The 13,786-nt window shown below is 68.7% G+C and carries 16 protein-coding genes and 1 pseudogene; 12 read left to right on the forward strand and 5 right to left on the reverse strand.

The annotated features are described in order from the left end of the window. Nucleotides 1–44: 44 nt before the first annotated feature. The 8 genes from ACFPIH_RS16305 (at nucleotide 45) to ACFPIH_RS16340 (ending at nucleotide 7,770) form a co-directional block, all read left to right on the forward strand. Nucleotides 45–938, forward strand: a complete 894-nt coding sequence (locus tag ACFPIH_RS16305; RefSeq protein ID WP_381172346.1) for an NADP-dependent oxidoreductase — start codon at nucleotides 45–47, stop codon at nucleotides 936–938. Between the two features lie 254 nt (nucleotides 939–1,192). After that, nucleotides 1,193–2,611 (forward strand): FAD-binding oxidoreductase, encoded by a 1,419-nt coding sequence (locus tag ACFPIH_RS16310; protein ID WP_381172344.1) that lies wholly within the window; start codon nucleotides 1,193–1,195, stop codon nucleotides 2,609–2,611. A gap of 89 nt (nucleotides 2,612–2,700) precedes the next feature. Continuing rightward, entirely contained in the window at nucleotides 2,701–3,462 is a 762-nt protein-coding gene (locus tag ACFPIH_RS16315) for an SDR family NAD(P)-dependent oxidoreductase (protein WP_381172341.1), read from the forward strand. Between the two features lie 71 nt (nucleotides 3,463–3,533). Further along, nucleotides 3,534–4,625 (forward strand): enoyl-CoA hydratase/isomerase family protein, encoded by a 1,092-nt coding sequence (locus tag ACFPIH_RS16320; protein ID WP_381172339.1) that lies wholly within the window; start codon nucleotides 3,534–3,536, stop codon nucleotides 4,623–4,625. Further along, entirely contained in the window at nucleotides 4,622–5,545 is a 924-nt protein-coding gene (mmsB, locus tag ACFPIH_RS16325) for a 3-hydroxyisobutyrate dehydrogenase (RefSeq protein WP_381172337.1), read from the forward strand. The genes ACFPIH_RS16320 and mmsB overlap by 4 nt, the downstream gene beginning before the upstream one ends. Before the next feature lie 80 nt (nucleotides 5,546–5,625). Beyond that, complete coding sequence (locus tag ACFPIH_RS16330; protein ID WP_381172335.1) at nucleotides 5,626–6,162, forward strand: NAD(P)H-dependent oxidoreductase; 537 nt, start codon at nucleotides 5,626–5,628, stop codon at nucleotides 6,160–6,162. Nucleotides 6,163–6,268: 106 nt separating this feature from the next. Continuing rightward, entirely contained in the window at nucleotides 6,269–7,042 is a 774-nt protein-coding gene (locus tag ACFPIH_RS16335; protein ID WP_381172332.1) for a TetR/AcrR family transcriptional regulator, read from the forward strand. A gap of 65 nt (nucleotides 7,043–7,107) precedes the next feature. Beyond that, entirely contained in the window at nucleotides 7,108–7,770 is a 663-nt protein-coding gene (locus ACFPIH_RS16340) for a TetR/AcrR family transcriptional regulator (protein ID WP_381172330.1), read from the forward strand. A gap of 45 nt (nucleotides 7,771–7,815) precedes the next feature. Here the strand turns inward: ACFPIH_RS16340 and ACFPIH_RS16345 are convergent, their stop codons facing one another. The 3 genes from ACFPIH_RS16345 to ACFPIH_RS16355 all read right to left on the reverse strand — a co-directional run bounded on the left by ACFPIH_RS16345 (nucleotide 7,816) and on the right by ACFPIH_RS16355 (nucleotide 9,916). Beyond that, nucleotides 7,816–8,325: a nuclear transport factor 2 family protein gene (locus ACFPIH_RS16345; RefSeq protein WP_381172328.1), complete on the reverse strand. Its 510-nt coding sequence runs from the start codon at nucleotides 8,323–8,325 to the stop codon at nucleotides 7,816–7,818. 320 nt (nucleotides 8,326–8,645) lie between these two features. Continuing rightward, on the reverse strand, nucleotides 8,646–9,062 hold the full coding sequence (locus ACFPIH_RS16350; RefSeq protein WP_381172326.1) for a DUF4267 domain-containing protein: 417 nt from the start codon (nucleotides 9,060–9,062) through the stop codon (nucleotides 8,646–8,648). 53 nt (nucleotides 9,063–9,115) lie between these two features. Beyond that, nucleotides 9,116–9,916: an SDR family NAD(P)-dependent oxidoreductase gene (locus ACFPIH_RS16355; RefSeq protein WP_381172324.1), complete on the reverse strand. Its 801-nt coding sequence runs from the start codon at nucleotides 9,914–9,916 to the stop codon at nucleotides 9,116–9,118. Between the two features lie 101 nt (nucleotides 9,917–10,017). On the opposite strand from ACFPIH_RS16355, the gene ACFPIH_RS16360 reads away from it, so the two are divergent. Continuing rightward, complete coding sequence (locus ACFPIH_RS16360) at nucleotides 10,018–10,902, forward strand: helix-turn-helix domain-containing protein (protein ID WP_381172322.1); 885 nt, start codon at nucleotides 10,018–10,020, stop codon at nucleotides 10,900–10,902. A gap of 119 nt (nucleotides 10,903–11,021) precedes the next feature. After that, nucleotides 11,022–11,426: a VOC family protein gene (locus tag ACFPIH_RS16365; RefSeq protein WP_381172320.1), complete on the forward strand. Its 405-nt coding sequence runs from the start codon at nucleotides 11,022–11,024 to the stop codon at nucleotides 11,424–11,426. Between the two features lie 90 nt (nucleotides 11,427–11,516). Here ACFPIH_RS16365 and ACFPIH_RS16370 read toward each other — a convergent pair whose 3' ends face one another. Beyond that, nucleotides 11,517–12,050, reverse strand: coding sequence for a DUF4145 domain-containing protein (locus tag ACFPIH_RS16370; RefSeq protein ID WP_381172318.1), 534 nt, complete (start codon nucleotides 12,048–12,050; stop codon nucleotides 11,517–11,519). A 390-nt stretch (nucleotides 12,051–12,440) separates the two neighbouring features. Here ACFPIH_RS16370 and ACFPIH_RS16375 point away from each other — a divergent pair, with 390 nt between their 5' ends. Next, nucleotides 12,441–12,842 carry a transposase gene (locus ACFPIH_RS16375; protein ID WP_381172316.1) on the forward strand — a complete coding sequence of 134 codons (402 nt, stop codon included), beginning with the start codon at nucleotides 12,441–12,443 and terminating at the stop codon, nucleotides 12,840–12,842. After that, a pseudogene (locus ACFPIH_RS16380) lies at nucleotides 12,746–13,003 on the forward strand (transposase); the annotation flags it as partial. The gene ACFPIH_RS16375 and the pseudogene ACFPIH_RS16380, both read left to right, overlap by 97 nt. 129 nt (nucleotides 13,004–13,132) lie before the next feature. Here the strand turns inward: ACFPIH_RS16380 and ACFPIH_RS16385 are convergent. Further along, nucleotides 13,133–13,738, reverse strand: coding sequence for a TetR/AcrR family transcriptional regulator (locus ACFPIH_RS16385; protein WP_381172314.1), 606 nt, complete (start codon nucleotides 13,736–13,738; stop codon nucleotides 13,133–13,135). Nucleotides 13,739–13,786: the final 48 nt, after the last annotated feature.

Consider the following 13,786-nt stretch of genomic DNA (forward strand, 5'->3'; position numbering starts at 1 on the left):
CGCGCACCCGGAAAGACCCAACACCCCCAAGAGGAGAAAACACCATGCGTGCTGCTGTCGTGACGGCTTTCGGTGGACCCGAGGTCGTGCGGATCGTGGAGACGGAAGTACCCGAGCCGACTGCCGGACAGATACGGATCAAGGTCGCCGCGGCGGCGCTGAACCCGGTGGACGCGGTGGTCCGCTCCGGCGCGGTCGGCGGAGACGGCGTGCGGCTCGGCCTTGGCTGGGACGCGGCGGGGACGGTCGACGCGACCGGTCCGGGAAGCGACTGGGCGGTGGGCGACGCGGTGGTCGCACTCCACCACGGTGTGCTGAAGACAGCCCTGGGCACGCACGCGGAGTACGTGGTCGTGGACGCGACAGCGGTGGCGGCGGCGCCGAAGACCGTGGACGCGGTGCACGCGTCCACGCTGCCGCTGAACGCCCTGACCGCCGCCCAGGCCCTCGACCTGCTGGACCTCAGCCCCGGGCAGACTCTGCTGGTCACAGGAGCGGCGGGCGCCGTGGGCGGTTACGCGGTGCAGTTGGCGGCGCACCAGGGCATCCAGGTGACCGCCCTCGCGGGCGAGGCCGACGAGCAACTCGTGACCGAGCTGGGTGCGGCCCGTTTCGCGGTGCGCGGGAGTGCGGCGACCCCGCACGACGCCGTCCTGGACGCGGCGGTCGTCGGCACCCCGGCGCTGGAGTGGGTACGTGACCAGGGCGCGTACACCGGCGTGGTCACGCAGGCCGAACCGGCTCCGGTGCGGGGGATACGGACCGCCACGGTGTCGGTCGCGGCGGACGGCGCGCGGCTCGCGGAGCTGACGGCGCTACTCGACGCGGGGACCCTCACCACCCGGGTCGCCGAGACCTTCTCCCTCGATGCGGCGACGCGGGCGCATGCCCGACTGGCGGAGGGCGGAGTGCGGGGACGGTTGGTGCTGCTGCCGTGAGCGCGAGTGCGAACGACGTGTCAACGCGTCGTTAAATTCGCCGTCCCGCCACCTTGACGTCCATCGACACTACGGTTAGATAATTGACACCGTCGACACATTGAGTGGCGGTAAGCACCCTCGGACCCGACGGACTCGGGGACGCAAGGGGCTCGGGACCCAAGCCGAAGATCATCCGGAGCTGCGTTAGCCTCGTCCCGTAAACGGAAATTCAATTTCCGTTTAGCTTGAAGTGATCCAGCCTGGAGGCATGTATGAGCACGACCCCTACCTCGAACCCGCACCTCGACTTCCCCGCCGACTTCCGCGGCGCCGTCTTCCGCCCCGGTGACGACGGCTACGACGAGGCCAGGGCCGTGTACAACGGCCGTGCCGCCGACTCCGGGCCCGCGTTGATCGCGCGGTGCACGGACGAGGAGGACGTCGTCACCGTCCTGCGGTACGCGTCCGCCGGGGACATCCCGGTCGCCGTGCGGGGTGGCGGCCACATGTCGGACGGCCTGGCGATGCCCGGCGGTGCCCTGGTCGTCGACCTGTCCGGCATGCGGGCGCTCAGTGTCGACCCGGAGACGCGAGTAGTGCGGGCACAGCCCGGTGTGCTGCTCGGGGAACTGGACGCCGCCACACAGCAGCACGGTCTGGTGGTGCCGGCCGGGACGGTCAGCACCACCGGGGTCGCCGGACTCACTCTCGGAGGTGGCATCGGGCACCTCATGCGCCGCTTCGGAGCGACCGTCGACAATCTGCTGGCCTGCGAGATGGTCACCGTCGACGGTCGCAGGGTCCGCGCGGACGAGAAGGAGAACCCCGAGCTGTTCTGGGCACTGCGAGGCGGTGGCGGCAACTTCGGAGTCGTCACCGCGTTCGAGTTCCAGGCCCACCGGGTGGGCCCCGACGTCGTCAGCGGGCAGATCATCTTCCCCGGGGACCAGGCCGCCTCCATCCTCGCCAAGATTCCCGGTCACATGGCGGACGCCCCCCGTGAACTCGGGCTGCTGATCGCGATCACCGACGCACCCCCGCTGCCGGCCCTGCCCAAGGAGGCGCACGGCCGGCCGGTGCTGGTCCTCGTCCCGGTGTACACCGGGGACCCGGAAACGGCGGACAAGGTGATCGAACCCCTCGCCGCCCTCGGCCACTCCGTGGCCAATCTGGTCGCCAGGACCCCGTGGGTACAGGCCAACTCGATGCTCGACGCCATCGCCCCCTACGGCGTACGGATGACCCTTCGCGGGGGATACCTCCCCGCTCTCACCGACGACGTCATCGACGTCCTGCTGGAGCGTGCCGCCGCTGCACCGCGCCACCCCGACGCGAGCACGACGTTCAACGTGTGGTGCCTGGGCGGCGCGATCTCCGAGGACGTCGACGAGGACGCCGTCGCCTTCTCCCGCGAGGGCGCCGCCTTCCTGTGGGAGGCCGTCACCATGTGGCAGGCGCCGGAGCACGACGCGCGGTACGACGAGTGGGCCGAGGCCACGCTCGCGGCGGTCCGCCCGCACGCGTTGGCGAACGGCTACACCAACCTCACCGACGACCAGGGTGAGGAGTGGCGCCGTGGTGTCCACGGCAGCCCGGAGAAGTTCCGCCGTCTGACCGAGGTCAAGACGGCCTGGGATCCGCGCAACCTGCTCCGCCACAACAAGAACATCACCCCGGCCGACGCCGGGTGATCCATGGCGAGCGGCCGGGCCCCTCCTCCCTTCTTCATCTCTTCGGCAGATTCCTCAACCCGCGTTTCTCGGAAGGAAGTACCGAACACATGGCTGAGCAACTGGACGGCACCGTAGCGATGGTCACCGGCGCGAGCAGCGGCATCGGCCGGGCCGCGGCCCGGCAACTGGCCGCACGGGGTGCCGCCGTCGCACTCGTGGCGCGCCGCAAGGACCGGCTGACGGAACTGGCGCACGAGATCAGCGCGGCGGGAGGCACCGTCACGGTCGTGGACGCGGACATCACCGACCGCAAGCAGGCGTCCACCGCGGTGGAGCGCACGATGACCGAGCTGGGACGGCTGGACACCGTCGTGAACTGCGCGGGGGTGATGCTCACCGGCCCCGCCGACGAGGCACCCGTGGAGGAGTGGGAGCGGATGGTCTCACTGAACCTCATGGGGCTGCTGTACGTCTCGCACGCGGCCCTCCCCCACCTCATCAGCGGGGCGGAGAGCAGTTCGCGCCGGGTCGCCGACCTGGTCAACGTCAGCTCCGGCGCCGCCCGGACGGCCCGCGGCGGTGCGGCCGTCTACGCCGCGACCAAGATGAGCGTGAACACCTTCAGCGAAGCCCTGCGCCAGGAGGCCGCTCCGCACAACGTGCGGGTCTCGATCGTCGAACCCGGCGCCGTGGACACCGAGTTGTTCGACCACCAGCGGCCGGTCGTCCGGGAGCACTTCGAGCAGTGGCTGGCGAACGTGGAGAAGCTGTGGCCCGAGGACATCGCCGACGCGATCGAGTACATCGTCACCCGGCCACGCCGCGTCACCGTGAACGACGTCATGGTCCGCCCCACCGACATGCACTGAGCGGCAGGGAGCGAAGGAAACGAGACGATCATGCCTTTCGCTGTCGCCCACGGCACGCCGGGGACTGTCCGATGACCTCGGCCGGCGGTGACGTCGCCGAGACCGATGTACTGCTGCGGGTCGAAGGCCGGGCCGGCCATGTCACTCTCAACAGACCCGAAAAGCTCAACGCCCTGACCCACCCCATGGTCCGCACGATCGACGCGGCGCTCGCCGCCTGGGCGCGCGACCCGGCTGTCGCGACGGTGGTGATGACCGGCGCGGGAGAGCGGGGCCTGTGCGCCGGCGGCGACATCCGCCTCTTCCACGACGACGCGCGCACCGGGGACGGCAGGGCGTCGGCTGCCTTCTGGGCCGACGAGTACCGTCTCAACGCCCGGATCGCCCGCTTCCCCAAGCCCTATGTCGCCGTCATGGACGGCATCGTGATGGGCGGCGGGGTCGGCGTGTCGGCCCATGGCAGCGTACGGATCGTCACGGAACGCTCGCAGGTCGCCATGCCCGAGACCGCCATCGGCCTCGCCCCCGACGTGGGGGGCACGTATCTGCTGGCACGCACGCCCGGCGAACTCGGTACGCATCTGGCGCTGACCGGCGCTCCGGTCGGCGCGGCCGATGCCGTCCTCTGCGGGCTCGCCGATCACTTCGTGCCGTCCGTACTGGTGCCGGGGCTCCTCGCCTCCCTCGCCGGAGCACCCGTGCCCGAGGGGCTCGCCCGTTACGCCGCGGAGCCACCGGCCGGTGAACTGTCCGGGCACCGCGAGTGGATCGATCACTGCTACGCCGCGGACTCGGTCGAGGAGATCGTGGACCGACTGCTCGGGTGCGGCGTCCCGGAGGCGAAAGCCACCGCCGACACGATCCTGACCATGTCACCCACCGCTCTCAAGGTCACCTTGGCCGCGCTGCGCCGGGCTCGTTCCCTGGACTCGCTGGAACGTGTGCTGGAGCAGGAGTACCGGGTGTCGTGTGCGGCCCTTGCCTCTCCCGATCTGGTGGAGGGCATCCGGGCCCGGATCATCGACAAGGACCGCGCCCCACGCTGGTCCCCCGCCTCCCTGCGCGATGTCACGGACGACACCGTGGCGCGCTTCTTCGCCCCGCTCGGCGAGCGGGAACTCACCATCGCCCTCGACGACTTCGTACAGGAGGTGCCCCAGTGAACGCACACGTGGGTTTCGTCGGTCTCGGCCACATGGGCGGACCGATGGCCGCCCATCTGGTCAAGGCCGGGTACCGGGTACGCGGCTTCGACCTGGCCCCCGAAGCGCGGGCGGCGGCAGCCGAGGCGGGCGTCCAAGTGGTCGGGGCTGCGCCGGAGGCCGCGGCGGGCGCGGATGTGGTGATCACGATGCTGCCCGTCGGCCGTCATGTCCTCTCCGTCTACCAGGAGGAGGGACTGCTCGCGGCGGCAGCGCCCGGCACCCTGTTCATCGACTGCTCGACCATCGACGTGGCCGATGCGCGCGCTGCCCACGAAGCCGCCGTCCGGGCCGGTCACCGCGCCCTGGACGCGCCGGTGTCCGGGGGTGTGGTCGGTGCCGAGGCCGCCACGTTGACCTTCATGGTGGGCGGTGGCGCGGAGGATCTCCCGCAGGCCGAACCGCTGTTGGCGGCCATGGGCCGCAAGGTGGTGCACTGCGGTCCCCCGGGCGCCGGCCAGGCGGCCAAGATCTGCAACAACATGATCGTGGGCATCTCCATGATCGCGGTGAGCGAGGCGTTCGTACTCGCCGAGAGCCTGGGCCTGTCCCACGAGGCGCTCTACGACGTGGCCTCCACCTCCTCCGGACAGTGCTGGGCACTGACGGTCAACTGCCCGGTACCCGGCCCGGTTCCGACGAGCCCCGCCAATCACGGATACCGGCCCGGTTTCGCCGCCCCACTGATGGCCAAGGACCTGGGCCTCGCCGCGAGCGCCGCCCGGGCCGGCGGGGTGAACGCCGAACTGGGCCTGCGCGCAGCCGAGTTGTACGCGGAGTTCGCCCAGGGCGCGGGGGCGCACGAGGACTTCTCCGGGATCGTACGAGTCATCAGGGAGGGGGAGAACACGCGCCCACCGGACGGCAGCAGTCCCGGGTGACCGGCGCCGCCGCACAGACGAACCCTTCCGGCACCGACTCCGATTCCCTCCCCCGGAAACAACGAAAAGGTCGGCCCACCATGTCGAAAGTACTCATCCTCGTCGGCCATCCCGATCTGTCCCGGTCGAAGCACAACGCGGCGCTGCTCGACGGTGTCAAGGACCTCGACCACGTGACCGTGCACGATCTCTACGCCACGTACCCCGATTTCGCCGTCGACGGCGACGCGGAGCGGGACCTGATCGCCCAGCACGATGTCATCGTCTTCCAGCACCCCGTGTACTGGTACAACACCACCCCCCTCTTCAAGCAGTGGCAGGACACCGTCCTGACCTACGGCTGGGCCTTCAACTACGAGGGCAGACGGAGCCGGACGGCCGGCAAGAAGGGCATGGTCGTCGTCACCATCGGCGGTACACAGGACCACTACACCTGCGAGGGCCTGGTCGGCCGTACCGCCGAGGAACTGCTCAACAACTGGGACAGCACACTGCGCCTGTGCCAGTTCGACATACAGCCGGTCTTCAAGCTGTACGGCACCGACTTCGGCGTCCCGCACGAGGACGTCGTGACCGCGGGCAAGCAGTACCGCGCACTGCTGACCTCCTTCTCCTGACCTGCGACGAGCCGAGGCCGACCCGAACTACTTCAACGTCAAAAATTCGCTATCAGCAAAGAATTTATGCAACTCCAGTGTGTCCGGCGTCGCTACCATCGTCTTCATGACGAAAAGCACGCGAAAGACCGCAGCCGAGTCCACACCCACCAGCGGGGCGAAGGAGACTTCGGCCGGTCGGCCTTCGGCCCGGCGCGAGCTCGTCGAGAACGAGATGTTCGAGCAGGCGTCCCGGCTGTTCGCCGAGCGAGGCTTCGCCGGCACCAACCTGGGGGACATCGCGGAGGCCATGGGCATCACCCGCCCGGCCCTCTACTACTACGTGAAGAGCAAGGACGAGCTGCTGGCCAAGCTCGTCGAGGAGATGACCGAAGGGCCGGCGACGGAGATCGAGGCCCTCGCGGCGGACACCGCAGCTGATCCTTCGGACCGGCTGCGCCGCATCGCACACCTGATCACTCTGCAACGGGCGAGCCAGCCGAGCCGCTTCCAGCTGCTGCTGCGCTCGGAGGCGGACCTTCCGCCGGCGGTGGCCGAGGCCCAGCGGGCCGCCCAGCGCGGCACCCTGCGCCACCTGATCCAGGTGATCGACGAAGGCGTCCTCAAAGGACAGTTCCGTCCGGTCGAGACACGCACGGCCGCACTCGCGGTCGCCGGGATGTGCAACTGGGTGGCCTGGTGGTACCACCCGGGCGGCGAGCACGGCCAGAGCCCCGAGGACGTCGCGGACCAGATCGCGGAACTAACGGTGGCCATGGTGCAGCAGACCACCCTGAGGACCCCCGACACTCCCGGCCCCAAGGCCGCCCTCGCGCTACTGCGCCAGGACCTCGACTACCTGGAACGGACACTCGACGAACAGACCCGCGACGACTCCTAGGAGATCCCCGTCGACCGGAGAATCAGTTTCCTGCCACATCGTACGGTGGCTGACATCGGAGTCTCATGAGCCCGTCCACACCCCCTGATGAGCGACCGCTGCGCGCCGACGCCCGTCAGAACGTCGAGCAGATCCTCCAGGTCGCCCAGGACGTCTTCGCCGACCTCGGATACCAGGCGTCGATCGCCGAGGTCGCCCGGCGCTCCGGCCTGGGCATGGGCACCATCTACCGGCACTTCCCGAACAAGACCGCCCTGGTGGAGCACATCGCCGTCAAGGTGATGCAGGAGAGCTTGGCCGAGGTGCAACGCGCCGTGGCCGAACAACCGGCCACGTGGAGCGCCTTCACCCGGGTGGTGCGCCACATGGTGCGGCTGCGCAGCAGCCAGCTCTTCCCCGTGTCCCGCGGCCGTGCCAAGGAGCCGGGCCCCGAACTGGCCGCCATCCGTACACAGCTCCTGACCGCCCTGGAAGACCTGGTGGCCCGGACCCAGCGCGCGGGAGCCATGCGCGAGGACGTGACCGCCTACGACGTCGTACTGATGCTCAACTCGATCCCGCCACGCCTGCCCGATGCCGAGGACGACGGCCCCACGGCGGACCTGACCGACCGCTGTGTCGGCGTACTCCTCGACGGACTGCGCGCCCCCGGCACCGAGACACTGGCCCAACCGGCCCCCGGCCGCCGGGAGATCGACCAGTTCTTCCGCACCATGTACGGCCTATGACCAAAGGCGAGTCGAGAGCTCACTGGTCGACAGGACGGCAGCTGCTCAGAACATGGTGTTGTCGTTCGCGGACGTCTCGGGGATGTCCTGGATGACGTCCCAGTGCTCGACGATCTTGCCCTTCGCGAACCGGAAGATGTCCATCACCGCGGCGCCGCGGTCGGTCGCGTCGTAGGTTCTCTTGTAGTGCACCGCCACCAGGTTCTTCTCGCCGAACACCCGCTTGAAGTCGAACTTCAGCTCCGGCGACAGGGTGGTCCGCCACGTCACGTACTCGACGAACGGCTTCGTACCGTCGGCGGACAGCGGGTTGTGCTGGATGAACCGCGCGCCCACGTAACGGTCCGCGGCCGCCTGGGGCTGCTTCTTGTTGAAGGCCAGGTCCAGGAAGGCAACGGCGACGCGCTCGTTGTGCTGCACCTGGCTCTCCGGGCGGTGGTCTCTGCCACCGGACTCCGGACTGGCCGAGGCCGTACCCGCGACGGTGAGCGTGACTGCGGTGATCGCGCCGACAGCAGCCAGGGCGGCTTGACGGCGAGAGACAGAGGTCTTCATGGTCATCTCCAGGGGGTTGGACACAGTTGGTTCGCGCGCCCCGAGGCGGTCCGGCTGCGGAGCGTCGCCCCACCAGCCGGGAGGTGCAGTACCGACCGTAAAAGCATCTCTGCAAGGGCGGGAGAGGAGAGTTTGTCCATGGATTGGCGGTCCCTACTTGCGGCAACGCTCCCGCAGGCGCCCAGGTCGTCGCCCCGTCATGAGGAGGGCGGAACCGTGACGGCGTTGTACGGCGTATCCAACGTGCCGCGCCGGCCTCAGCGGCAGCCGACAGCAGGAAACCCGACGACCTCGCCCTGTACGTGGTGGCCGTCACCCACTCACCCGCTGACGGCTCCTGCCGCGGAAGGGACGCGAGCGGACTCACCGAGGAGACGTGCGGCCGCGAGCGGAACGAGCACATACGGCAGCTGCATCAGAAGGGCCGTCGTCAGGCCCTTTTCGATCACGACAAGCGTGCTGTCCACCATGGGCAGGAGCAGCATGACGTACAGGGAGGTGCGCAGCGCCCGGCGGTTGTTCTGGATGACGAACAGCCCGACCAGCAGTGCGGGCAGGATGTCCTCCATGCCTTTGAGGGTGGCGTAGGCGTGCGACTCGTCTGCCAGCGGAACGCCGAACAGATCGACGAGTGTGGACGGCAGGGCGATCCAGCCCAGACCGGCGCCGAACAGCATGGCGGCCGATATGAGGCTCAGTCTCTTGACGAGGGGAGGCAGTGCGGTTGCGGTTGTCACGAGGGTCTCCTGAAGGGTTCTTTGTCCTGCGGTGTTGGTGCCTCGCGGCAGCTCTAGTTCAGGCGGGTGTGGGAGATTCCGCCGTCGATGTAGAGCGTGACGCCGTGGACCTTGGCGGCGGCGTCGGAGACGAGGTACAGGACTCCCTGAGCGATGTCGTCGGGCTGAAGCACCTCACCGGCAGGAGTCGGGGCGGTCATCGCGTCCATCAGCTCACGCTGTGCCTCGTTGCCCTCGGTGAGCGTCACGCCGGGCGCCACGGCGTTCACGCGTACGCCGCGCGGCCCGAACTCGGCTGCCCAGGCGCGCGTGAGCTGCTCGCCGGCGGCCTTGGTCGCGGTGTACATCGCCCCGAAGGGATTGCCGACCCGGGCCATCCAGGAACCCAGGTTGATGATCGCTCCGCTGCCGCGCTCGGCCATGGCGGGCGCCAGGGTGCCGACCAGCACGTGCGGGGCGCGGACATTGACCGCGAGCATGGCGTCGAGGTCGGCGTCGGGCAGCTCCGCGGTCGCGGTGGTCGGGTACAGGCCCGCGTTGTTGACCAGGATGCCGACGCGCCCGCCGAGGGCGGAGGTGGCGTCTGCGGCGAAGGCACGCAGCTGTTCGTAGCTGCCTGCCAGGTCCGCTTCGACGAAGTCGGCACGGCCGCCGGCGCCACGGATCTCCTCGACGACGTCCTTGCCGCGAGCGGCGTCCCGGCCGCTGACGACGACATGGGCGCCCTCGCCGGCCAGCGTCCGGGCGATCGCGGCACCGAGCCCGCTGGTCGCGCCGGTGACGAGGGCGGTGCGCCCCGCCAGACGGGCGGCGGGGGTGAGGGGGTTGCCGGGGTTCACAGAGGTGGAAGTCATGCCTCCATGTCTACGGCCGCGTGCGGCATCGGGCCAGGTCAGGACGTACCTAGGCATGACAGGACCACCCACTCCCCAGCCATCGCTCCTACCCTGGAGACATGTCCTCCGACCGTGCCGCGCTCGCAGCCTTCCTACGCTCCCGCCGTGACCGCCTCACCCCCGCCCAGGCGGGAATCACAGCGTTCCCCGGCGACCGGCGCGTTCCGGGCCTGCGCCGCGAGGAACTCGCGTTCCTGGCCGGCCTGAGCACGGACTACTACAGCAGGCTCGAACAGGGACGCCAGGCGAACATCTCCACCGAGGTCCTCGACGCCCTCGCCCGCGCGCTGCGCCTGGACCAGGTCGAACGCGCCCACCTGCACGACCTCGCCGCCCCCGCGCCCCGCCGTCAGACGCACGCGCCGGCGGCCCAGCGTCCCGACCCCGGCATGCTGCGTCTGATCCGCACGCTCGACCACGTCCCGGCGCTGCTGCTCGGCCACCGCGGAGACGTGCTCGCCCGCAACACGCTGTTGCGCGCCGTACTCGGCCGCCCCCTGGAGCCTGGCACCTCCTTCATGCGCTACCTGCTCCAGGACCCGGTCGCCCGTGAACGGATCACCAACTGGCCCGAAGTCGCCGCCGCCGCCGTCGCCACGCTGCGCAGGGAAAGCGGCCGCCGACCGCACGACCGGGCGCTGCTGGCCCTCGTCGAGGAACTGCGCGCCACCGACGCCGACGTCGCCCGCTGGTGGGAGGACCACACCGTCCGCGACTACACGTCCGTCTCCAAGCGCATCCGGCACCCCACCGCCGGAGCCCTGTCCTTCGACATCGAGATCGTCGTCTCACCGCACGACGCGGACCAGATGCTCATCGTCTACACCGCCGAACCCCATTCGCCCACCGCCCGGCTCCTGCCCATCCTGGCCAGCTGGGACGTCGACGACGTCGATGCCGTCGATGCCGTCCCGTCCGTCGACCCCGGAGCCGACAGCACGTAGGGCGTGCGACCGGCACGGTCGTGCAGCGGTTGCGAGATCGTCAAAGCCATCCGGCCGGGGAATCGTCAGGCCGATCACCGGGTTGCCGAGTCAGTACTCGAGATCTCAGAGGAGCTGGCATGACCGACGAACCCGCCGTCCGTGAACTCCGCTTAGTGGTCACGGCAGCCGACTACGATGAGGCGCTGCACTTCTACCGCGACGTCCTCGGCCTGACCGAGCGCGGCGCGTTCACCTCTCCCGACGGACGCGTCACCATCCTTGACGCCGGCCGGGCCACCTTGGAGCTGACAGATCCCAACCACGCTGCCTTCATCGACGAAGTCGAGGTCGGGCGGCGAGTAGCCGGCCCCATCCGGGTCGCCTTCCAGGTCGACGACTCCGTCGCCACCACGTCGAAGCTGGCCGCCGCCGGAGCCCAGGTGGTCGCCGAGCCGACGCGCACCCCCTGGAACTCACTGAACTCACGGCTTGAGGCACCGGGCGCTCTTCAGTTGACTCTCTTCACCGAGCTCGACGACTAGGCATTGTGCGACCGCGCTGGTCACAGCCACTGAGCCGTCGTCAGTCCAGACAAGGCGCGCATCAACGCAAGGCCGGAAGGGGCTGTCTGGTCACACGCCTCTGGCCCTCTTTGGAATCCCTTTTCGGGCAGTGATCGCAGCCGCCTTCTTCTTGATTTCATCTCGCCTGTCGTCATAGATCAGTTCGAGCGTGAAGTCCAGCATCTCGACGCCGTCCAGGACGTCAGGGATCTGCAAGCGGTCCTCATGGCTCCCGACATTGCCGATCCATTTGACCGCCAACAGCAGGTCGGCGGCGTCCGCGTATTCCTGCTTGGCCTTCTTGAATGCCTCTATCCTCCGGTCAAGGGTGGCGTCCCGGATCTTCCCGTGTCGGTCTGCATACTTTCTCGGAATCCCCTGGTCGTCCATCAACGCCTCGGTGGCAGACCGGAGCCGGTTTGCCGCCGAACTAGGGTCGACCCAGAGGATCTTCGAGGCCGCACCGATGCGATCTTGAACCGGCTCAGGGCACGCGTTGGGGATCTCGACCAGCGGCAGGGCGGGCATGAAGAACTTTGGATACAGATGCTCATAGTAGTCATCGTAGTTGCCGTGATCATCGAAATCCGGATGCTGTTTCATCTCCCCGGCAGCCCACACGAGATCACAGGATTTGTTTCGACACCTCAAGTGGCAATGAAACTTGCCATAGACCCCACCGGGATGCCATCTCCCTTGATCCATCAATGAAGCACTGGCATTGGATTCTTCGCTGTGCAAGGAGCCTCTCACGAGGACCAAGCCGCCCCGCTTGCATGTTGGACAAGGGATATGAGGCCATTCTTCTAATCTGCTTGCGGGGAATCCGTCATTAATTGCACGGAGGTCGTCGATGAGTCGAGTAGTCATGCTGCGTAGTTTGCCAGCCGGCACAGCTGCACAGGTAGCTCGGCTGTTGAGCTCGTAACACGATCTTGTTGAACGGTCCTGGTCGGGCGAGACTGTTGTGACGGTCTGATCGTTCGGGTGGGTGTGACGACTCGGCCGTGGATCGTGGACGACGACTTGTGGGCGCTGATCGAGCCGTTGCTGCCGCCTTGGCCCGAGCGGTCTCCGGGGCCGAAGCCGATGGCGGACCGGCTGTGTCTGCAGGGCATTCTGTATGTCCTGCACCAGGACGTCGCTTGGCAGCTCCTGCCCCTGGAACTGGGGTTCGGCTCGGGGCAGACCTGCTGGCGGCGCCTGGACCGCTGGCAGCAGACAGGCGTCTTCGACAGGTTGCACCGCATCCTGCTCGCGGAGCTGAACGCGGCCGGCGAACTCGACTGGACCCGCGCGTGCGTGGACGGCTCCCACGTCCGCGCCAGAAAAGGGGAGACGCGACCGGTCCGTCGCCGGTCGACCGGCGGAAGACTGGCGGCAAACACCATCTGATCTGCGACGGGAAGGGCACTCCGCTCCACGTCATCACGACTGCGGCGAACGTCAACGACATCACGCAGACTCTCGCCCTCGTCGACGGCATCCCGCCGGTGGCCGGGCGTCCGGGCCGTCCCCGTCGACGCCCCGAGTCCGTCTTGGGCGACAAGGCGTACGACTCCCGGGTGGTCCGCCGTGAACTGCGCACACGCCGGATCATGCCGGTCATCTCCCGCAAGGGCGCCGAGCCGCCGGCTGCCCCAAGGTCTCTGCAGATCCATTGGCAACGGAGCCGTTCCCGCCTATCACGGCCCCGACGGTTCGGCCGGTCGATTCGGCAGAGCCTTGGCATTCTTGGCGGCGGCTGCCGCGACGGTTGCCAGGTCCTCGCCCGAGAAGCCGGCGCGGCTCAGCACCGCCAGAGATTTGTTCGTCGCCAGCGTGCACAACGCCAGCTCTGCCGCCTCCTGCTCACCGGCCCCCGCCGCCAGCAACGCCTGCTCCAGCCTCGCCCGCAGACCGTCGATCATGGCGCGGACCATCGCCCGGCCCTCCGCGTCGAGCGCCGGGAACTGCGTTGCCGACACCGTGACCAGGCAGCCGTCCGGGACCGTCGGGTCGGCGATGCGGTTCAGGGCGACCTGCAGGTAGGCGGCCACAACGGCGCTCGGGCTCGGGTGGGGGCCGGACAGTGCCTGCTCGTACAGCGGGTGGTAGGTCTGCGCGTACCGTTGGAGGCTTTTGCGGAAGAGGGCGCTCTTGTCGCCGAAGGTGCCGTAGAGCGAGCCCCGGCCCAGGCCCGTGCCCTCGGTCAGGCGATCGATCGAGGCCTCCGAATAACCCCAGCGCCAGAAGACGTGCATCGCACGTCGTAGCGCCTCGTCCACGTCGAATTGCTTGCGGCCTGCCATGGTCCGTCAGCCTACACATCTTGTACCGATCGTTCAAAGATGGGTAGG

Source organism: Streptomyces vulcanius, from assembly GCF_042653945.1.
Lineage (GTDB): Bacteria > Actinomycetota > Actinomycetes > Streptomycetales > Streptomycetaceae > Streptomyces > Streptomyces mangrovi.